24 protein-coding genes are annotated in these 20,915 nt (G+C 33.1%); 16 read left to right on the top strand and 8 right to left on the bottom strand.

The genetic code is table 11. From position 1 onward, the window contains the following. Window positions 1–180 precede the first annotated feature (180 nt). Window positions 181–708 (top strand): NAD(P)H-dependent oxidoreductase, encoded by a 528-nt coding sequence (locus tag BFG57_RS18085; protein ID WP_069718908.1) that lies wholly within the window; start codon window positions 181–183, stop codon window positions 706–708. Window positions 709–761: 53 nt separating this feature from the next. On the opposite strand, the gene BFG57_RS18080 is transcribed toward BFG57_RS18085, so the two are convergent. Next, window positions 762–1,118, bottom strand: coding sequence for a winged helix-turn-helix transcriptional regulator (locus tag BFG57_RS18080; protein ID WP_069718907.1), 357 nt, complete (start codon window positions 1,116–1,118; stop codon window positions 762–764). A gap of 598 nt (window positions 1,119–1,716) precedes the next feature. Here BFG57_RS18080 and BFG57_RS18070 point away from each other — a divergent pair. Together BFG57_RS18070 and BFG57_RS18065 are read left to right on the top strand one after the other, a co-directional pair. Continuing rightward, window positions 1,717–2,643 (top strand): right-handed parallel beta-helix repeat-containing protein, encoded by a 927-nt coding sequence (locus BFG57_RS18070; RefSeq protein WP_069718905.1) that lies wholly within the window; start codon window positions 1,717–1,719, stop codon window positions 2,641–2,643. Between the two features lie 631 nt (window positions 2,644–3,274). Further along, window positions 3,275–4,174, top strand: coding sequence for a right-handed parallel beta-helix repeat-containing protein (locus BFG57_RS18065; RefSeq protein ID WP_069718904.1), 900 nt, complete (start codon window positions 3,275–3,277; stop codon window positions 4,172–4,174). Window positions 4,175–4,287: 113 nt separating this feature from the next. Here BFG57_RS18065 and BFG57_RS18060 read toward each other — a convergent pair whose 3' ends face one another. After that, the gene (locus BFG57_RS18060) at window positions 4,288–4,635 is read right to left on the bottom strand and encodes an SH3 domain-containing protein (RefSeq protein ID WP_069718903.1); all 348 of its coding nucleotides are present in this window, start codon (window positions 4,633–4,635) and stop codon (window positions 4,288–4,290) included. A 191-nt stretch (window positions 4,636–4,826) separates the two neighbouring features. Here BFG57_RS18060 and BFG57_RS18055 point away from each other — a divergent pair, with 191 nt between their 5' ends. The 5 genes from BFG57_RS18055 to BFG57_RS18035 all read left to right on the top strand — a co-directional run bounded on the left by BFG57_RS18055 (window position 4,827) and on the right by BFG57_RS18035 (window position 9,735). Beyond that, window positions 4,827–5,756, top strand: a complete 930-nt coding sequence (locus BFG57_RS18055) for a right-handed parallel beta-helix repeat-containing protein (RefSeq protein ID WP_069718902.1) — start codon at window positions 4,827–4,829, stop codon at window positions 5,754–5,756. A gap of 186 nt (window positions 5,757–5,942) precedes the next feature. Then, window positions 5,943–6,863 carry a right-handed parallel beta-helix repeat-containing protein gene (locus BFG57_RS18050; protein WP_069718901.1) on the top strand — a complete coding sequence of 307 codons (921 nt, stop codon included), beginning with the start codon at window positions 5,943–5,945 and terminating at the stop codon, window positions 6,861–6,863. Window positions 6,864–7,045: 182 nt separating this feature from the next. Beyond that, window positions 7,046–7,966 carry a right-handed parallel beta-helix repeat-containing protein gene (locus tag BFG57_RS18045; RefSeq protein WP_069718900.1) on the top strand — a complete coding sequence of 307 codons (921 nt, stop codon included), beginning with the start codon at window positions 7,046–7,048 and terminating at the stop codon, window positions 7,964–7,966. 204 nt (window positions 7,967–8,170) lie between these two features. Next, on the top strand, window positions 8,171–9,124 hold the full coding sequence (locus BFG57_RS18040) for a DUF1848 domain-containing protein (RefSeq protein WP_069718899.1): 954 nt from the start codon (window positions 8,171–8,173) through the stop codon (window positions 9,122–9,124). A 380-nt stretch (window positions 9,125–9,504) separates the two neighbouring features. Beyond that, window positions 9,505–9,735 carry a hypothetical protein gene (locus tag BFG57_RS18035; protein WP_069718898.1) on the top strand — a complete coding sequence of 77 codons (231 nt, stop codon included), beginning with the start codon at window positions 9,505–9,507 and terminating at the stop codon, window positions 9,733–9,735. A 171-nt stretch (window positions 9,736–9,906) separates the two neighbouring features. On the opposite strand, the gene BFG57_RS18030 is transcribed toward BFG57_RS18035, so the two are convergent. After that, a complete protein-coding gene (locus tag BFG57_RS18030; protein ID WP_069718897.1) occupies window positions 9,907–10,749 on the bottom strand; it encodes a metallophosphoesterase family protein in 843 nt (280 codons plus the stop codon). 330 nt (window positions 10,750–11,079) lie between these two features. On the opposite strand from BFG57_RS18030, the gene BFG57_RS18025 reads away from it, so the two are divergent. After that, window positions 11,080–11,292, top strand: a complete 213-nt coding sequence (locus tag BFG57_RS18025) for a hypothetical protein (protein ID WP_069718896.1) — start codon at window positions 11,080–11,082, stop codon at window positions 11,290–11,292. A 227-nt stretch (window positions 11,293–11,519) separates the two neighbouring features. Beyond that, complete coding sequence (locus tag BFG57_RS18020) at window positions 11,520–12,044, top strand: hypothetical protein (protein ID WP_069718895.1); 525 nt, start codon at window positions 11,520–11,522, stop codon at window positions 12,042–12,044. Between the two features lie 356 nt (window positions 12,045–12,400). Here the strand turns inward: BFG57_RS18020 and BFG57_RS18015 are convergent, their stop codons facing one another. From BFG57_RS18015 to BFG57_RS18000, 4 genes are all read right to left on the bottom strand, one after another. Beyond that, window positions 12,401–12,934, bottom strand: a complete 534-nt coding sequence (locus BFG57_RS18015) for a permease (protein ID WP_069718894.1) — start codon at window positions 12,932–12,934, stop codon at window positions 12,401–12,403. Then, window positions 12,931–13,413 (bottom strand): hypothetical protein, encoded by a 483-nt coding sequence (locus BFG57_RS18010; RefSeq protein WP_069718893.1) that lies wholly within the window; start codon window positions 13,411–13,413, stop codon window positions 12,931–12,933. Before BFG57_RS18010 ends, BFG57_RS18015 begins: the two co-directional genes overlap by 4 nt. Further along, window positions 13,406–13,747: a PadR family transcriptional regulator gene (locus BFG57_RS18005; RefSeq protein WP_069718892.1), complete on the bottom strand. Its 342-nt coding sequence runs from the start codon at window positions 13,745–13,747 to the stop codon at window positions 13,406–13,408. Before BFG57_RS18005 ends, BFG57_RS18010 begins: the two co-directional genes overlap by 8 nt. 511 nt (window positions 13,748–14,258) lie before the next feature. Then, window positions 14,259–14,645, bottom strand: coding sequence for a RidA family protein (locus BFG57_RS18000; protein ID WP_069718891.1), 387 nt, complete (start codon window positions 14,643–14,645; stop codon window positions 14,259–14,261). Between the two features lie 274 nt (window positions 14,646–14,919). Here BFG57_RS18000 and BFG57_RS17995 point away from each other — a divergent pair, with 274 nt between their 5' ends. After that, window positions 14,920–15,384, top strand: a complete 465-nt coding sequence (locus tag BFG57_RS17995; RefSeq protein WP_245676795.1) for a helix-hairpin-helix domain-containing protein — start codon at window positions 14,920–14,922, stop codon at window positions 15,382–15,384. 344 nt (window positions 15,385–15,728) lie between these two features. Then, window positions 15,729–16,034 (top strand): hypothetical protein, encoded by a 306-nt coding sequence (locus BFG57_RS17990; RefSeq protein ID WP_069718890.1) that lies wholly within the window; start codon window positions 15,729–15,731, stop codon window positions 16,032–16,034. A gap of 201 nt (window positions 16,035–16,235) precedes the next feature. On the opposite strand, the gene BFG57_RS17985 is transcribed toward BFG57_RS17990, so the two are convergent. Then, the gene (locus BFG57_RS17985; protein ID WP_069718889.1) at window positions 16,236–17,297 is read right to left on the bottom strand and encodes a CAP and S-layer homology domain-containing protein; all 1,062 of its coding nucleotides are present in this window, start codon (window positions 17,295–17,297) and stop codon (window positions 16,236–16,238) included. A gap of 665 nt (window positions 17,298–17,962) precedes the next feature. On the opposite strand from BFG57_RS17985, the gene plsY reads away from it, so the two are divergent. The 4 genes from plsY to BFG57_RS17965 all read left to right on the top strand — a co-directional run bounded on the left by plsY (window position 17,963) and on the right by BFG57_RS17965 (window position 20,898). After that, window positions 17,963–18,595 (top strand): glycerol-3-phosphate 1-O-acyltransferase PlsY, encoded by a 633-nt coding sequence (gene plsY, locus BFG57_RS17980; RefSeq protein WP_069718888.1) that lies wholly within the window; start codon window positions 17,963–17,965, stop codon window positions 18,593–18,595. A 535-nt stretch (window positions 18,596–19,130) separates the two neighbouring features. Next, window positions 19,131–20,051: a phosphotransferase enzyme family protein gene (locus tag BFG57_RS17975; protein WP_069718887.1), complete on the top strand. Its 921-nt coding sequence runs from the start codon at window positions 19,131–19,133 to the stop codon at window positions 20,049–20,051. A 33-nt stretch (window positions 20,052–20,084) separates the two neighbouring features. Beyond that, a complete protein-coding gene (locus tag BFG57_RS17970) occupies window positions 20,085–20,669 on the top strand; it encodes a hypothetical protein (protein WP_069718886.1) in 585 nt (194 codons plus the stop codon). A gap of 37 nt (window positions 20,670–20,706) precedes the next feature. After that, window positions 20,707–20,898 carry a hypothetical protein gene (locus tag BFG57_RS17965; RefSeq protein WP_069718885.1) on the top strand — a complete coding sequence of 64 codons (192 nt, stop codon included), beginning with the start codon at window positions 20,707–20,709 and terminating at the stop codon, window positions 20,896–20,898. Window positions 20,899–20,915 lie beyond the last annotated feature (17 nt).

Below are 20,915 nucleotides of genomic sequence, written 5' to 3'. Positions count from 1 at the left end.
AAAGAACACCACTAAATCTATTTTAGCGAGAAGAAAAATCACCTTCCTCACAAAGAAAAAAAGATCAACAGCACTTACCCTTAGGTAAGTACCCGTACTATTTGTGCGTACTTACATATTTTTTTTGATGAGTTTATACTAAGTTCCGAGGACGAAATAAATCAAATTTAGGAGGATGAAATGAAGACACTTGTTGTTATTGCACACCCAAATTTAGAAACATCTGTTGTAAATAAAAGATGGGTTGAAGAACTGAAAAAATACCCAGAACAGTATACAATCCATGAAATATATAAAGCTTATCCTGATGGAAAAATAGATGTGGAAAAAGAACAAAAATTGATTGAATCTCATGAAAATCTTGTTTTTCAGTTCCCTGTCTATTGGTTTAACTGCCCACCTCTTCTAAAACAATGGTTGGACGATGTTTTTGCATTCGGATGGGCCTTTGGTCCAGAAGGAGATAAATTAGAAGGTCGTAAAATCGCTCTTGCTGTATCTGCAGGAATAAGAAATGAAGATTACAGTAAAAGTGGAAGATATCAATATACACTTGACGAGGTTTTAGTTCCATTTAAAACAACTGCATTATATTGCAAAGCAGATTATCGTTCGTTCTTTGCATTTTATGGAGCAGAATATGAACCATCTGAGAGCGACATTGAAAATAGTGCCCATGATTATGTAAAATTCCTTAAGGAACTATAATATAAAAAAAAGTATTCTCGATTACGAGAATACTTTTTTAATTTAATAAATTCCTATTTGGCAACTTCGGAGGCTGACAAGCGATTTTTCTCTCCCCAATCACACATCATATCTAATACAGGAATGAGCGAAAGTCCTCGTTCAGATAAAGAATATTCAACTTTTGGAGGTATTTGGGGGAACTCTTTTCGTATAATGAGATCATCTCTTTCAAGCTCTTTCAACATGACACTTAACGTTTTAAATGGAATTGTACCAATACGCCTTTTCAACTCATTATGACGCATAACCTTATTTTCAAAAAGCCAATACATAATGATCATTTTATATTTACCGCCTATCAAGGACAATGTATAACCAAAATCAGTACTTTTTAACTCAACACCAGTTGGAACACATGTTTCATTCACTACGTACATCCTCCTTCTAATCAGAGAGTATATCCCCTAAATAGCTATACTTAATAATATATCATAGTCATTATTCCTTATTCATCAAATAGGGGCTAGTCCCGAAAATGCGGATTTACAATGCTAAGCTATTTAAAGATTTAATCTCTTTTCCACAACAACAACCGATCAATCAAGCATGGCATCTAATTAATGATAGGTGAGAAAAAGGAAATTATTAGAATCAGTTTCTTTTTTCAAGAATATGAAGATATTTCTTTTGTCGAGGCAGTTGGAAAACGTTTTTTCTTTCAAGAACTGAAGGGTATGTTGCTTCTTTTTATTTTAAAGCATTGTCTGAAGATGATGGGATTAATGGATCATCAAATAACAATGTGATCGTTAACGGGAGCGGCCTTGGTCATACCCTTGAGGTATAAGCGTCAGTAATTACCTGATTAGTTGAACTTTATTTGCACCTTATGTTGATGACGTGCAAGACGGATACTGCGACACCTCTATAGTAGTCATATATTTATTTCCATTTTAAGTACAAGCAAAGGCAGTCTATCTTTCATAGAATATAGTAACTATGTAATTTGAGAAAGGTATGAGGAATATGACGATACGTGTTGTGCCAACTGAATTTGCTACTATTCAAGATGCAATAGATGCTGCCGTTGCTGGAGATAGCATTCAAATACTTGCTGGTACGTTTGATGGGTTTAATGTGAATAAGGAACGGTTGAAGATTTTTGGTTGTGGAATTGGGAAGACCATTATAGCTGGAAATCCCTCTCCTGATAGTGGTACGAATGGGATTGATGTGAATGCAAATCAAACGACGTTGCAAGGGTTTACTGTACAGGGGTTTAACGAAAATGGAGTTTTGGTGAATTCTAATTTTGTAATTATGACAGAGATTGAGTCAAAGTTTAATATGCGGGATGGAATAGGTTTAATTTCAAATCTAAATAATCTTCTGATTAACATTGTAGCTTCTAATAATAGAAGAAGTGGATTTAATTGTCTTGGTGGTTTTGGTAATGGAAAACACTGCTTAATTAATTTCCTGAGTACTCAAAATCATTCAATTGGATTTAGAGTGACAGAACTTGATAATAATAAAATAATTAACAGTACATCTAATAAGAACTTACTACATGGAATAGATTTTCAGAACGCTTCTGAATTCAATGCTCTGTTTGGGAATAAAATTCTAAATAATAATGGTAATGGGGTTGATAGTGGAACTAGTAACAATATGTTTATTGAGAATTTGATTTGTAATAATGAAGGGAATGGAATTTTACTATCGAGTTTCGATATTGCGAATATAATCGACTCCAATATTGTCCGCAACAACGGAAATGATGATACAACTGCGGGTATTCTTGTAGAAGACAGTGCACCTGACAACATCATTCGTTTTAACAAAGCGAAAAATAACATTGATCTTGATATTGAAGCAGAAGGTGGAATTGGAACAAATATCTATGATGGAAACAAATGTGAAAATAGTTCTCCTAATGGATTATGTACATGATTGTTCATGCTCCCTACTTTGGGAGTGTAATACATAGTTTTGTGTCATAGTACGTTGATACACCGAGTAACAAATAAACAAGGTGTATTTGGTTACTTTGAAGTTACGATAGGGTGAGATTTCATCTGAACATTTTGAATTTACAAAAAATCCTAACACAGCACCGATAGATAAATGGAGAAAAGTATTAAAAGCTACGTGCATGCCGTTCCACGTAGCATTATGAAAGGTGTGTGGGAGAATTGACAAATTGCCAGCTCCCATTATTAGTATATGTTAGTTTCATTTTTAGTGACTGCACAATTAACATCCCTTATATAATTAGCTTTAAGTACATTGTTTCTAGTTTGTTGGATGGAATTACATAGGGAAAATGAAGATTTTCAAATAAGCATATAATTTTAACAGCATTCCAAGTGCAAATAAGCCATGAAATAGTGAAATTTCAGTGTGCTAGTTTAATTAAGATAGACGACAAAATTCCATACAATTATTCAAATGTAGTTGTTACATAGTAGACGGAAACTACGACACTCTTAGTTAAGCACACATTCTCATCAAAAGTACAAGCAAAGTGCGTCAATCGTTCATAGAATATAGCGATTCTCAATTCTGAGGGAGGTGTATAAAAATGACGCTACGTATTGTTCCAACTGAATTTACGACTGTACAGGGGGCGATTAATGCTTCAAGTGCTGGTGATAGCATTCAGATCTTGGCTGGAACATTTGATGGGTTTAATGTGGATGTGGAAAGGCTGAAGATATTCGGATGTGGGATTGGCAAGACGATTATCGCTGGAAACCCTTCTCCTGTTAGTACGAATGGTATTGATGTGAATGCAGATCAAACGATTCTGAAGGAATTAACTGTTCAAGGGTTTGAAACTAATGGTATCGCTGTATTATCTAATAACAATATGTTAAAACAAATTGAGTCTACATTAAATGGAGATGATGGTGTTGAGATAAATGGTAACAATAACTTAGTTATTGATACTATTACTACATTTAATAGATCAAATGGATTGGATATTCCATCTGGACAACATAATTGCATTCTAAGGAATGAAAGTCAACATAATTTTCAAAATGGTTATTTACTAGCTCAGCTTGGTGCAGAAAACAACACTTTAATAAATAATCTTTCGAAAGAGAATAACAGCAACGGCTTTTTCGTAAACTTATCTAGCTCAAATATCCTGTTAGAAAACACATCTATTAAAAATAACCTTGGAATACTAGTGTTTCAAAGTAGTAACATTCAAATAATTCTAAACAGAATATGTAATAATAGCCGAGATGGAATTCGAGGGAGCTTTACTACAGAGTCAGTTATAGATTCAAATATTATACGAAATAATAATGAAGATGGAATAAATCTTTTCAACAGTGTAACCGACAGTATTATACGATTCAACAAAGCGAAAGGAAACGCCCAGTTTGACATTGATGCTCAAGGTGGAGTTGGAACCAACATCTACGACGGTAACAAATGCGAAAATAGTTCTCCTCCTGGACTGTGTACGTAATGAACATGCTCTCTACCAAGGGAGTATGTATACATAGCTTTTGTGTCACAGTACGAAGAAATCGCGTAACCAAAACAAAATCAGATGAGCATCTGATTTTGTAACTTTCTATGCTAAGAACTAGATAAGCATGAAGTAGGAATCCAGCCAAGTTCGTCAGTATTAGTTTTGCAGTATGTCCAATCATTTAAATGTTTCAAACCTAGTACAGTCTCACCTTTTTTAATAGTTAGTTCATGAGCAGAGTAATCTTTTGAAATAATCGCTATTCCATCGGAGTTTGGGTTAGATAAAACTTGCTTTGGTACCCATCCTTCTTTACTTGTTGAAATAGACTTACAAAAAATCCAATTTGGGAATTGGGTATCTTCTTTTCCATAAAGTACTTCTTGATCTTTTTTTAAAATAATTGGGTCAGGGTAATTGGATGTATGATCTTTTATAACAGTGTATTTTTGCAAAAAACACAACTCCTCTCAATTTAATTATAAATTGACAGAGAAAAATTTGCATTTTATTTATGTCATCGTACTGTGAAACTCTGCAATAAAAATTCATATGCAAAGATACATTATCAAGTAGCGTACAAGCAAAGGAAGTCCATCTTTCATAGAATATAGTAACTTTGTAATCTGGGAAAGGTGAGAGGAATATGACAATACGTGTTGTGCCAACTGAGTTTGCTACTGTACAGGATGCAATCGATGCGGCTGTTGCTGGTGATAGTATTCAAATTTTAGCTGGAACGTTTGATGGGTTTGAAGTAACGAAGGAACGATTGAAGATATTTGGTTGTGGGATTGGGAAAACGATAATTGCGGGTACACCTGCGATCATAAGTGGAGAAGGCGTAGTTGTAAGTGCCGACTATGCGATTCTTCTAGGATTTACAGTTCAAGGCTTTCAAGCAAATGGTGTTGAAGTGAATTCAAATCATAACGTTTTAAATTCCCTCGAATCCACTTTAAACACAGGGGCTTCAAGTGATGGATTTGAAAACAATGGGCAGCATAATCTAATCATTAACTGTAAAGCTTCATTTAATAGTGTAAATGGATTTGAGTTCCCTAACAACGGTCAGATGAATTATCTAATTAGGAACGAAAGTCGTCAAAACCTTTTTAGAGGTTTTTCGTTTATTGGGAGAAACAATTGTATCCTCCACAACGCTACCATAGATAATACAAATTCTGGTTTTTTTCTCTTTGGAACTTTGAATACCTTATTTAGTAATACATCTCTCAAAAATCAGTTCGGAATACGAATTGAAGAAAATTCAGCCAATATTCAAGCTATCGAGAACAATGTTTGTAACAATATCAATAGTGGCATCATAATAGAGAGTTTTGTTTTTCCAAGTTCTGGTTTTAATGTGATTGACTCAAACATTGTCCGTAATAACGGAACGGATAATACTGATGCTGGTATTCTTGTTGAAAATGGTACATTGGCAAACGTTATTCGTTTCAACAAAGCAAAAAATAACACTGATCTTGACATTGAAGCACAAGGTGGAATTGGAACAAATATCTATGATGGCAACAAATGTAAAAATAGTTCTCCTCCAAATCTATGTACGTAACCTACCATACTCCTTAATCTGGGAGTGTGATACATATTTATAGTTGAAGTTTTTATGTCATCGTACTGTGAAACTCTGCAATAAAAATTCATAGTCAAAGATACATTCTCAAGTAGCGTACAAGCAAAGGAAGTCCACCCTTCATAGAATATAGTAACTTTATAATCTGAGAAAGGTGTGAGGAATATGACAATACATGTTGTGCCGACTGAATTTGCTACGATACAAGCAGCAATCGATGCTGCCGTTGCTGGAGATAGTATTCAAATCTTGGCTGGCACGTTTGATGGGTTTAATGTGAATAAGGAACGATTGAAGATATTTGGTTGTGGGATTGGGAAGACAATTATTGCTGGAATACCTGCACAAGGATTCGGTGGAAATGGTGTAGTTGTAAGCGCTGACCGTACAATACTAAAAGGATTTACAGTTCAGGGGTTCAGTAATAATGGGGTTATAATTGACTCGGATATTAATGTTCTACAAGAGCTACAGTCAACTTTAAATGGAAATGATGGTTTTCAAGGTATGTCAGGAACTAATAATTTTTTGACAAAATGTATTTCCTCATTCAACAGTAATCATGGATTTGACTTTGATGAATTTACATTTGATAATTTTATTAGTGATAGTGAGAGTATGAATAACAAAGGAGCTGGCTTTTTTGTTAGTTCTCCTAGTAACAAGTTTATTAATAATATCGCAAGAGAGAACGAAGAAAACGGTTTTTCAATCGTAAATGAAGAAGATAATATGTTATTTGGCAACTCAGCATTAAAAAATAATCAAAATGGTGTTTCAATGATTACTCTTGGCGATATGAATGTAATTCAGAATATAGTGTGCAACAATGAGCAAGGCGGAATACTTCTAGACGAATTTACAGTTGAAACCATCGTCGACTCCAATATTATACGAAATAATGGCACTCTTGGAGGAAATTCAGGTATTTTTGTATCTGATACTAATGCAGATGATAACTCAATCCGTTTTAACAAATTAAAAGATAATGTACCATTTGATATTTTTGCAGTTAATGCTGTTAATGATAATACGTTTGATGGAAATAAATGTGAAAATAGTAACCCTAATGGATTGTGTACGTGATCAATATGCTCCCAACTGCGGGAGTATTCCTACATAATTTGATATAGAGTATTTGGGACATAGTAGACGGTTACTATGACACTCTTATAGTCAATCATACATTTTCATACGAAGTACAAGCAACGCAAATTGACCTTTCATATGATGTAATAACCAAAAAGCTGATGAGAGGTGTGTTTATTATGACAATACACATAGTCCCGACAGATTTTCAAACCGTTCAAGCTGCGATTGATGCTGCCAATGCCGGTGATAGCATTCAAATCTTAGCTGGTACGTTTGATGGATTTAATGTGACGAAGGAACGATTGAAGATATTTGGTTGTGGAATTGGTAAGACGATAATAGCTGGTTTACCTGCTATGGGGAGCAATGATGGTATTGTTGTAAGTGCAGAGCAAACAATATTACAAGACTTTACGGTACAAGGATTTGATGGTGATGGAGTTGTTTTGCGATCTAATAATAACGTAATAACGAAGATTGAATCTAAGTTTAATCCACAAAGTGGTTTCCAAATGTCATATAATAACAATTTAATTAGTAATTGCTTATCTTCATTTAATAGGGAAGGATTTGATTTTGAGGACACGCATAATTGTATTATTCATTGTGAAAGTAATCAAAATATCGGTGATGGTATAGAAGTTGATGAAAATTTCAACAAAATGTTACTTAATACGGTGACAGAATCTAAGTCTGCAGGTATAGATTTATGTGGTGTGTCCTTCAATATTGTGTTCGGTAATAAGTCTATAAAAAACAATGAACAAGGTGTCTTTATCCAAAATGATAATATAGGTGATAATAGTAATAACAATAATGTAATTGGAAATTTAGTATGTAACAATATAGGGAGCGGTATTGAAGTAGAAAGTAATAACATACAAAATGTTATAGACAGTAACATCGTCAGAAATAATGGCACTGATGATACAACAGCAGGAATTCTTATCCAAGATGGTGCAATGGAAAATGTTATCCGCTTCAACAAAGCGAAAAATAATATGATAGTTGATATATTAGCAGAAGGTGGAGTTGGTACTAATATCTATGACGGCAACAAATGTGAAAATAGTGATCCTAATGCATTGTGTACATGAGTAATCATGTTTTATTTTACTGATTGATACTATGTGAGCACACTGTATCAACATCCTTTCATTGCAAGATAACTGTGGTTCCTATGAACCTAATACGATAGATTGTGATCAGATTTGTTTAACTCATTTAAATCGGAGTCCTATCTTAAAAGCAGGGCATATTAAATATCAGTTGGAAACGCTAGTGAAAAGGTAGGTTTAAAGATGATTATAAGTGCAAGTAGAAGGACTGATATCCCAGCTTTTTATAGTGTCTGGTTTATGAATAGAATAGATGAGGGATATTATGTGAAGGTAAATCCCTTTAATGCAAAGCAAAGAAAGGTAGTAAGTTTAACACCAGAAAATGTGACATGTTTTGTATTTTGGACAAAAAACCCAAAACCACTGATGAAATATTTAGATAAGTTAGACCAGTTGGGATACTATTATTATTTTCAATTCACTTTAAATGATTACCCTAAAGAGCTAGAGCCTTACCTACCATCAATTTCATCAAGAGTTAATATCTTTAAGGAATTAAGCCGAAAAATTGGTAAGGACAAAGTGATTTGGCGCTACGATCCAATTATCTTGAGCAATGTTACTGATGTTGATTTTCACATAAAAAAATTCAAAGAATTAGCTGATGAGTTGAAAGGCTATACTAACCGTGTAGTTATTAGTTTTGTTGACATGTATGGGAAGACGAAAAATAAATTTAAACGTTTAGAGGAAACGTATGATCTTGAGTTTATGAATTTACTTGATCCACATTATCATGCTACCTTAAATTATTTAGCAAGCTCATTATCGAAAATTGCTAGAGAAAATAACTTGGAAATTCAAACGTGCGCAGAGAAAATCGATTTAGATGAGTATGATATTCCACATGGTGCATGTATAGATCAAAGCATTGTTAGCAAGATAGTTATAGGTGAACAAAATCAATTAAATAAAGATAAAAATCAGCGTAAAGAATGTCTTTGTGTCATATCTGAAGAAATGGGTACCTATGACACCTGCAAGTTTAACTGTAGTTATTGTTATGCTGTAAAGAGTGAAAAAGCAGTGAACAAAACTGTACAAAAGCATGATCCACATAGTCCCGTATTGATTGGGAAGTTAGAGGAAAAAGATAAAGCAGACTTAACTCATCAAATGAGTTTGTTTGACTGAAGATTGAATCGTAATCTAATGAAACAATTGAAAAAAAGTAGTTTGAAATCTCTTTTTTGTAAATGCGAGTTCACTTACACCTTTAAAATTTATTGAAGATGTTTTCTTAGCTAAAAATGGTTGTTTAAGTTGAAAGAGAAAAAAATCATTTGTTGCATAGTACGTTGATTTTTTAAAATGTCATACGTTATATAGGACAAAAGAAGAAGGATAGGAGAGTAGTGAATACATCTGCTCTACCTATCCTTTTTTGTACTACACAAGACCTCATTTACTAAATAACAGAAAAACTAAAAAGTTTTAAATAACATTTTTTGTAAAATTTATTTTGTGCTAACATTAAAATAGAAATATTTTGAATTATGGGAAGGAGTTTGTATATGGAAAATTATTTAAAAATGATTGTAGGTACACTTTTTATGCTAATATCAGCACTATTATTATCTTCACAATTCATTACAGCTGCTATTTTATCAATAAACACTGGAACACTTTATAATGTGTTGGATAGTACTGGTTATATCTTAATATCTCTAAGTATTATTTTTTTCCTAATTGGCTTTGTCATGATTCTAATTAATTGGTCGAAGATTAATAAGTTACAAAACTAATATATATTCTCCAGTTACCTTAAAGCCCCTCTCGATTGGGAAGGGCTTTAAATATGGAAAGTATTCTAACTTACATAAAAAAACAAATAGTAAAAGTCAGTAACTAAATTACTTCTATTATTCCCTTTGACTTTTAAATACTAGTATTGAAGTTCATTTTATTTCCTAAAATTACCAATAGTTCTTTTCAAAAAAATTAATTATTTCATCTTTATAATTATATTGATCATTGAACTTTTGTAATAATTCAATATCATGGGTATGAGTTTTTCCTGTTTCGAGCATTTTTTGATATAAGGTAATATAAGGAAGATTATTACTTATAGCGTTTTTAAATTCCTTTTCTACATCATAAGAAACTTTTCTAAATCTCACCTCAGCAATCCCTGTCTCATCAATTTCAAGAATTGCATACTGAGCACGCAGATCAGAACGTAACTTGTCCCATTTGTAAAAAGGCTGTCCAATAGATCCTGGATTAATAATCAATTGACCATTGCTACTATAGCGTAACAATTGTTGATGGATATGAGCGTAAATCGCAATATCGTAATCATGCTCAAATAACTGATCAAAATATGTCTGATCATTAGTGGGCCATAAATCCCCTCCATAATTTTTATTTTGTAGATTATGACTAATACTGATAGTTAGATTATTAACTTGTTTTGTTAGGTGTAAAGGTAAATTCTTAATAAGATTAATATTACTTTCATCTAAATTTTCACACAGATACTGAACTAACCTAGAAACATAGATATCAGTTGCGTTATCAAAATCAACCTTTTTATTCAGTGTATCAAGGAAGCAGTCTTCCCAGTTACCTTTAACATAAGTAGTAACTTTAATATTATCTAATATTTCAAATAAATCATTTGCGCCAGGCCCAGGCATGATTAAATCTCCTAAAAACCAATAGTCAGTGACACTTTCTTTAATAGAATCTTCGACAACAGCTTTTAAAGCACTTACATTTCCATGGACATCTGCTAGTAAAGCAATTTTATGTTTCATTATTCTTTATTTCTCCCCCTAAGATTGACAGTATAATCAAAAACGAACACATATTCTTATTTTGTGATTTATTAGTATATTATGGGACTTGAGACTAAACTGATCGTTGGATAAATAAGAATAGGTGATAATTTCCATTGTACCACTAATTTATTATCTCAACTAATAAACAAAAAACACACAACTTATACATAAGTGATGTACTAATGATCATATAATGTGTGACTTTAAAGAGAGAATTCAATAATACATTTAGTCTTAAAGTACAAGAAACATAGGTACACCTTTCATAAAATGTTGTAAATCAAGTTTAATGAGAGGTGTCAAAAAATGACGATACATGTTGTTCCAAGTGATTTTGCAACTGTGCAAGAAGCGATCGATGATGTGGGAACAATGCCTGGTGACAGTATTCAAATCTTAGCTGGGACTACATTAAAAAATAATGCTGGCTTTGACATTGAAGCAGTTGGTGGATTAGGAACGAATGTATTCGATGGTAATATATGTGGAAATAGTTCTCATGGTGGTTTATGTATTTGAAAAACCATACTCCTAACTACGGGAGTATGATTACATAAAGTGAATCTTCCATTGGTGGTGGATGAAGAAAAATCTCCACAAAACCATTCAAGTAGTGAATTATAAAGTACAATTTAATAAACAACATTAGAGTTACAGAGTCTAATAGTGAATAATTGGTTATTAAATTGTTTGACAGAATAGGTGAATGTGAAGAGAGGAGCCTTAAATCAAAAGGAGGAAGTTAAATGAAGAAAAGATTCATCACATTGCTATTAGGAAGTTTATTGGTATTAAACTTAGGTTGTACAAATGACTCGACTGAAAATTTCGTAACGGAAACTAAAAGAACAAACCAGAATAATAAAGAAACAACCGATTTATTATATAAAGGAAATGGAGTTAAAATTAAAGAAGTAGACGGATGGGAAAAAGTAAAAGAGTCGAAGGAAGAAGATCCTTGGTTAGTTGAATTTCAACATATAAGTGGGGAAGGTAATTTGGTTTTATCTGAAGTGAGTAGTGACTTATCAAAAGATGAGATAATAACTGAATTTCAGAAAAGTAGACCTCATATGGTTGGAATTGATCGTTTTGATGGTGGTTTTTTCTTTGGGATAGAACAAGAGAGTCACAAATATGGTAAAACGTTTATTAAACAAATAGAAGACCGAAAGATAGTAGTGACCTTCCTTCTAACTTTAGAAGGGAAAGATATAATAATATCCAGAGAAGTTATGGACAGTGTTGTAGACGGAATAACAAAAAATTAGAATGAAATATTAGCAGTAAATGTATTTTGACTGAGGCGAAGGACACTTGAAGTATTTCTTTCACTATTACTAGGGGCTTTTTCGCATTTCATGAAGGGTTCAACGGGTGATTTATCACGTTTCAACTAATGCTAAGACTCCCACTTTAAAACTAAGGGAAATCAACGAAGTTTAAGTGGGCGAGAATCTTAGTCATACTCTAGTGGTATAAGCGTCAGTCATTACCTGATTGGTTCACTTCATAGTGGAGGATGCGGTAATACCTCCACTGATGGAAGTTTTACTTTATCAAAAGCAATACGCGCGGTTAAATAAATGGACAAGTCATAACCTTATTAAGTTAACGGTTGCTCCTTCTAATTCTGAACATTGTTCGTTATATCATATTTCACCAATTGCCGCTTGTCATAGACCTTCTCATACATAATCCCCATCATATAGAAAAAGAATAGACCGAAACCAATATAAATGAGTGTGAACTTGAATCCGAATAGAGCAATCGCATAGACAGACACATGTAATTTGGCTGTTGACCAAACTCCTAAAAAGAAAACGATATACCGAATGTTTGCTCCTTTTTTCAACAAAAGTACTGCGATTGGGAAGGCTAAGTAAAGAGGACCTGCTGCAATTGCACCTAATAAAAAGGCGAACAGCGTGCCATAAATGCCAGATTTCTTGCCCATATATTTAATGAGAGTTTCTTTCTTTACCCATTTGTCGAGCAAACTGACAAATATTAAGATAGGGGGCAGTAAAATAAGCATATCCACTATGCTACTACCTGTAATTTGTAATGCTTTCAATCCGACTGATTGATTGAAAAAAGTGAACACAATAAGCCCAAATAATAAGGTAAATGAGAAGCGGTATTTTTTCAACTCACTCACACCATCACCACCCAAATAATAAATGAGAATATGAGCGACATTAAAATAGCAGAAGCATTACGAGAATAGGCAAAACCTTTTCCAAATATTTTTTGTTCTAGGGGGATTGTGACGAATCCGACAGACATTAATGTAGACATTAAAACAGCAACTTGAGGTAAGCCTGCGCCATTTTGAATTAGTGTATCACCGAGAGGATATACGAGAAAACTTGGAATGAGTGCGATAGATCCGATGATCGTGGAATAAATAATGCCAGTTAATCCAGAGTTCTCTCCAATGATTGAAGAAATGAAAGCTGGTGTTAAGATAGATAACGAAATTCCAACGAATAGCATAATTGATAATACTTGAGGCATAATATTGCGAAACATTTTCCATGACTGTAATAAAGCTTCTTTAGTTTTATTTTTGTTCTTTATAAACGAAAGAGTAATAGCGATAACAGCAATAGAATAGAGGATAATCCCGTTAATCATGATTAGATTTTTTCCATTCTTTAAATTTCTTCATGAAAAACGTTAAATTCTTAAGCTTTTCTTCTGTAACTGTTTGATATTCTTCCAATCTTCTTTCGCCAACTGAAGTGATTTTATACATTTTTATCGGTTTACCATGATCGGAGGTGTCTAAATAAGACTCAACAGCCCCTTCTGTTTCTAATTTCTTTAATGTGCGATAGATGATGGCACTATCGATTGGATTGACTGGAAGTTCTTCTTCACATTTCTGTAGAAGTTTCCCGCCATAGCTATCTCCCTCTGTTAAAAACAGTAAAAGGAATTCACCTGTATGTCTGCCAGTGTGTTTCATAAATTATCTCCCTCCTAATGATTAAGCAGTGTTTACTATCGATACTGTTAATAACACTATACTGTCATTAACAGTTATATGTTACTAACAGTATAGTTAAAGATTAACATTACGTCAATATGTAAATAAATAAACGATCATATGATTTTCTAACATCATGTGATTTTGGAACGATTTAAGAATTTATCACATGGTAACTGACGTTAAGACTCCTATTTCATGACGTTGAAATGTCAACGAAGTTTAAGTAGGGGATGAAGAAAACCTAGTAGTGATGGGAACTTCACTTTATGAATTGTTTTCAATAGAAGGGAGTTAAACATGCCAATCGCTTGTGTAGTATTTTGTTTATTGTCGTTAATGGAACCTTATTTAAAGAAGATCTTTTATTTAAAAGATCATTTAAAGCTAAATGTAGATGTTTATAGAAAAATAGAGCCTCCATGTAATTGGAGGCTCTATTTAGCGTTATTCTCTTATTGAACTAACTCACCCGTTAGTGAAACAACACTTATCTTGCAGCCCAAGCTTCAATTTCAACCTTGATTTCTGGTCTTGCTAATGCAGATACGTAAGCTAAAGTTGTAGCAGGAGGAGATTCATTGTGAAATTCGCTCCATTTTTCTGTGAAATACTCCCTGTCTATATTTTCAGTAAACCAGATGTTAATTTTGAAAATATTGCAAGTATTGACACCTTCGCTTTTTAAGATCGACGTTATATTTTTAAGAGCATTAGCATACTGAGTTTCAATGTTATCTGGTATTTCACCGTTTCTATCATTTCCAACTTGACCAGAAAGAACGAGTAACTCAGCGTCTCTTGGAATAATCGTTAAATGGTGGTATTTACCTATAGGCGGTGCTACACTTTCAGGGTTTGATTTTTTTATTTCCATACTTACCTCCAAGGTTTTAATTTTTGGAATACAATACTAAATATAGTATACTATGTAATTTTAGTAATTTGATTTCATACTTTTGTTGATTGATATGAACTAATGAACTTTTTAGTAGGGTCTTACTGGAAAGGTTGTACTTTGAGATATGAGAAGGAATAAATTTTTTTCTATAGTATTATTTGTTCAGAGGCTCGCTTAGCCAAATGGCAGGATAATTAAATGAAAATATGTATCTAATTAAATAAAAAGTTTAAATAAAGGGGGAGATATTTTGAAAGAAAAAAGACCAAAATTGCCTCTTTCACAAGAAGAAAAACGAATGCTTAGGAAGGAAAAAGTTAAATTAAGTGATTTGTATAAGTTAAAGCTAGAAGAGATGACTGATATATTAGGTATAACTCATGAACGAGCAAAAATGCTGAAAGGATTAGCGTCATTTCAACGAGTACCATCTATTGGTTATGAACTGGCTTATAAGTTAGTTCACCACCTCGGTTATAATAGTCTCAATGAAATAAAGGATGAAAGTTGGTATGAAGTATTCGATTCACTTGAGCAAAAACTAGAATGTTGGACCGATTCATGTGTTGAAGACCAAATTATATGTATCATTCATTATGCTAATCATCCTGAAAGTGAAAAACAGTGGTTTGATTTTACAGCAGAAAGAAAACGATACAGGGAACAACATGGTTATCCAACTTCAAGACCAAAGGTAGCATGGAATGAAAAGTAAAAATGGACTATTCTCCTTTACTTTTTTAAAGAAAAAGAGAGGGTCTTAACTGAATAAGAAATACAGCCGTTTTATTTCTCCATCTTATTGATACATAGGTGTTTAAACTCGAACCCATATTGTGCAGATCTTTTTGACATAAGGATTAGTGGAAAAATATTGGCTCTCTTTCTCTGTTGGTAGTCGTCTAATCAATGAAATGCGAAAACATCGTTTCACAGAAGTATAATATCCTAAATGTTTAAATTTCTATTGCCATCCTTCATAATTGATAAAACAGACAAAGATGATGCAAGATTAAAACGGTTTTAAAAGATTGAAAAATAAAATAAAGGTGTGAGTTAATGGGTTTTGATGTTGTATTATATGATCGAAAACGACAAAAACTTGAGGTTTTTGAGCTCTCCGAAAGTCTGCATAATGCAATATTTAGTTCAAGTATGTTATGGGGAAGTTACTTGGAACTTAGAAAATTAAGTGATTATTATTTAACAGATGAAACTTTTTCAGGTGATAAACTAAGGCAGTTAATCTCGAACTTGAACAACTATCGAAGTAACATACCGAATCATAAGCAAAATGATTATCAAGAATTTATTGTTAAAATCTCTGACTCAAAAGTATCGTCAGTTCATATTGCAGGAGATTAAAAATAGTTAATGGATGAAATTTCTTTTCAAAAAGAGTTCCCTTAAATTTTAAAAAAGAGCTATCTTCGCATGAGAAGATAACTCGTTTTTTAAATTCACATCTAAATAAGTTTATTTTCTTCCGTCTGATCAAGTCAAAAATGATGTTGTAGATATGTGGGAGCCTTTTTATAAGCATTTTTATTTAAAAGCAAGAGAGAATTATTTTTGTATGAAAATTTGCACTATATAATAATAGGAATCTTTTTTTGCAAATCCAATTCCCATATCTGTAATATGAGGGTCTAGCATATTTTTTCGGTGTTTTTCACTATTCATCACATCTTCTATATATTCTTTAACAGTCGTTTGACCTGCACCAGCATTTTCTGTGCTATATTCATTTTCAATATTGAAACGCTCTAATAGTTCATATGATCTTCCATAGGTTGGAGAGTCATGGGTTAAATTATCATGATTACGCAAGTCTTCTGCCTTTAATTGAGCAGCTTTAGTGATATCTAAATTTAATGTTAACGGAGTCAGACCTGCATTTGCTCTTTCTTCGTTTGCTAGTGAAATGGCTTCTTCTGCCATTGGTAGCAGTTCTTCTTTCAACACTAAATAATCAAGAGTTCTTTTTACGAAAACAACCATTTGCGCTCTAGTAACCTCACCATTTGGATCGAAAGTAGTTGGGGTTTTACCTTTTGTAATTCCTGTGGCAGCTAGTGTTTGAACATAGGAATAAGCCCAATGATTACTTGTAACGTCTGTAAACTCTTTTGAACTTTCACCTTCAATATCAAATGCTTCTACTAAAGTTTTTGCCATTTGTGCGCGAGTCAAAATCGAATTTGGATTGAATTTTTCTGCTTTGGCAAAAACCCCTTCGTACACTAGCGCAGAAATATATGGATATAAATAACTTTCAGTACTTACATCAGAGAAGTTCGGATTAGTACGGTTGCTAGTATCAATGTCTAATGTTCTACCAATAATTAAAGCAGATTGACCTCTTGTTACAAATTCGTTAGGACGAAATGTTTCATCATCATAACCTTTGATAGCACCTTCTTCAACTAAATAGTCAATTTCACTTTTGGCCCAATGATCACTTGGTACGTCTGAAAATACAGTTTTTACAACTTTGCTTGATCCAGCTTCATTACTGTTTAAAAGGTTCTGTGCTTCTGAACCATTATCTGATTGAGCAGCTGAAGCCGTATGACCTGTAACAATTAAAAGAATAAAACTAAGTGCAACAAACCAAAACTTTTTCATAATTACCCTCCATTAACAAATAATAGATATTAATCTATTATTTTATTATACTGTATTTTTATTGTTTAAAGTATTTACATGTAAATTTATAACATTCGATAGATTAGATTACTAATTTTCAAGTTTCCATGGTGTAGTAAGTTCTTTAGACCAATTATTAACTCTTTTTGATATTGAATCGCTTTGGCTAAATGTACAAAGCTTCAAAAACGAATGGCATTCAGAATCATGTTTAATGCACTTGCTCTTAAAGGGTAATTAAGAAAAATTAGATTTTATTGCAAAAATAATGTGAGATTGAACATTTTTATTTAAATTAAAGGCAAGTTTTGTGGAAGAGGATATTGTTCAATGTCATAGAATAAATATGGTAGATGATCTTTTATCTTGATTCATAAAGGCACAAGTTTTTAGAAGGTTTTCTGAAGGAAGACAATACTAAATTTAAACGATAGAGCTAGAATAAATCCAGAAGATGAGATTATATGAAACTATTAATTGTAAGAATTGTGGAAGATAACAGATTAGCGACAATGGGTAAATTTGGAATGAAGAGGGGTTATATATGTAAAGAGTGTAGGGTGAAACTCCTACTTGGCAACGGATGAACCCTGTATTCATGGAGCAATAAAAGAAAGCTAGAATAATTCCAAGGGAGAAGAGTGATGATTGATATTATAAAACTTATTGCAGCATTAGTTATAGGTTACCTTTTAGGAAGCCTTAATACAGCGGTGATAGTAGGGAAAATATACGGCAAGGATATAAGAAACTATGGAAGTAAAAGTGCCGGGCTAACCAATACTCTAAGGGTACTTGGGAATTCTGCTGCGAGCTTAGTTCTTGTGGGAGATATATTAAAAGGAGTAATTGCATGTTTTATAGGCTTGTACTTTAGTGTTTATTTCCATACGGGAGAGGCTAACGATTGCATAAGCCTTTTAGCGGCAGGTGCAGGAGTAGTTATAGGGCATAACTGGCCTGTATATTTTGGATTTAAAGGCGGCAAGGGAGCACTTATAGCAGTGTCTGTTCTGTTTATGATTAACTGGGTTATGGCTCTTATTTGTCTTGGTTTCTTTGTGTTAATAGTGGCTTTAACCCGTTACGTTTCATTAGGCACAATATGTGCTACAGTGCTTTTTGCGGTTATTTCGTTTATACCTGTTTTTGGGAATGATTTATATTTTTATATATTTGCGTTCCTAATGGTGTTTATAGTTGTTTTCAGGCATAGGGAAAATATACGTAGATTATTATCAGGAACAGAAAATAAACTTATTTTTCCTCGGCCTTGAGCATGTTGATGGATTTGGTCAACTTAATTTTGGAATGGAGAGATGGAATAAGCAGCTTTAAATATATAATTCCTGTTTCAAAGACTTATTAAGCTAACGGAAGCTTTAGTTTAATTTAACATCATTTGGTGATTAAGAACCTCAAAATAAGAAAGTTATACAAAGCTCTGATGTTTCTGCTAAGTGAAGAAATATCAGGGTTTTTTATTTTTCATGATGAATACTCTTATTCACCAATTCTCCCCTTAGCGGAATTTCCATTGTATACGATCACAACATAATAGACATGAAAAATGGAGGCGAAATCCTTTCAGCTTGGTTCAGTTTACACTTTTACGTTCTAATTTTAAGCATTTTTCTCGAAATAAAATGCATGTTATGAAGTTGAATGATTGGATAAATATGTTAGTATTGGAGTGAGTTTGAACAGATCACATTCCTGTTTCTTAGTGCATGAAGGGTCTCGGTTTCTTGTAACTGCTGAACTTAATGGGCTTTATTTCTAGTCATTATTTTGTGAAAGAGAAGTGATAAGATGAACGAGGTATATACATATTTTGGATTGGATACATCTGTAAAATCTATTTATAAATACTCTCCAGTGTTTAAGACGAAACAGGATGGTTTAAACATCATTATTAAAAAAACGAAAAAAGATCGTGAACAAATTGAACGTCTTTTTACGTGGACAGAAAAGTTAACAGACAATGGCATTCAAGTAGTAAGACCGATTGCATTTAATGATCAGCTTTACCATGAGATAAATGAGGATCACTGGGTTGTCTATCCGTTTATTAATGGGAGAAAGTATGATGCAAGCTTAAAGGATATGTATGATGCAGGTTGCATGCTGGGCAAGATCCATGCTGTAACGTCAGACAGGAGTGTTTTTAACCATGGTTTTAAATGGGAGCAATATGATGAAGAGTTTATGAATGATGTAAAGGGGGATATTACGAACCTCCTTGATATTTACAAAGATGATTTTCATATTGGAGCATTTAAAGATTTATCAAAAGAGATAAATCGATTGATAGAAACGTCATTCCAATCAATCAAGGATATACCGCTTCCATATGTTGATGCATCATGGGATTATAAGGCTAATAATCTTGTTTTCTCTGAACAAGGGTTAGTATTAATTGACCCTGATAATGCAGGAAGTGTTCCAAGAGTTTTTGATTTAGCACTAGCTCTCATCTTATTCCATACAGAAATGGACACTGCTCCTCGAAGAGTATTTACCGTGAAGGAATGGGAACAATTTAAATCTGGATACTTATCTTATGTTTCCTTAACTGATACTGAAAAAAAGGTATGGAATGAGTTATTGCTGTTTGTTTATATGGATGAAGCACTGTGGGCAATGAGTGACTTAGATGAAACTGAATCGGATCGCCAGAAATCGTTTATCAAATCATTATTAGGTGTCAATCTTCATGAATACAAATTGTAGATTACTAGTGGTAGGCAAGAAGGAGGGAAAGGCATGAAACAAGTTAACGGTAAAACAGTTATTATGATGGTACTTGTGTTAAGTTATCTATTAAATTACTCACCTACTACTAGTTATGCTTGTTCGTGTGCAGAACCTGGATCGGTTACAGAGGAGCTGGAGAGAAGTTCAGCCGTTTTTTCTGGAAAGGTTATTGACATTATGGATAAGAATGCATATAGTCCATTGAAATCATCGGATGATCCGCTTGCTATACTGTTTGAAGTGGAAGAGTCATGGAAAGGTATCAATCAAACAGAAGTTATAGTCTACACAGCAAGAAGCTCATCAATCTGTGGTTATGATGTTGAGTTGAACAACAACTATTTAGTTTATGCAACCGAAACTGATAGAAAACTAAAATTAAGTTTTTGTTCGAGAACAACTCTTTTGTCGGAAGCGAATGAGGATATTAAGCAATTAGGAGCAGGAGAAAGACCAACTGAAGACGTATCTATTGTTTTTAAGGCAAAGCTCTTAATGGAAAGTAAGTTTTTCTACGTCTTATTATTAATGATTGCAACCATAACAATTGGTGCATATATAATTCGAAGAGTTAAAAAGAAACGTACGCTATGAAACTAAAGACATAATAAAATGAAGAGGAGATACGATTATGGGGAATGGGTGGAACACTCTTTTTATGTCAGTATTAGCGATTTTAGCTTATTTTACGGGTGAGATTGTAACATTTTTCATGCTTGGGATTATATTAATTAGTTTAAATAATATCAATACTACGCTTAAAAAAATCTATCATGTACAAAAATTGAATGCATCAGCCCAGCAAGCGGATAAAGAGTCATAAGTTTTGGAGGATAAGAT

The organism is Bacillus solimangrovi (genome assembly GCF_001742425.1).
GTDB classification, from domain to species: Bacteria; Bacillota; Bacilli; order Bacillales; family Bacillaceae_N; genus Bacillus_AV; species Bacillus_AV solimangrovi.
Note: the sequence above shows the minus strand (reverse complement) of the source record. Positions and strands in the feature narration are given on the sequence as shown.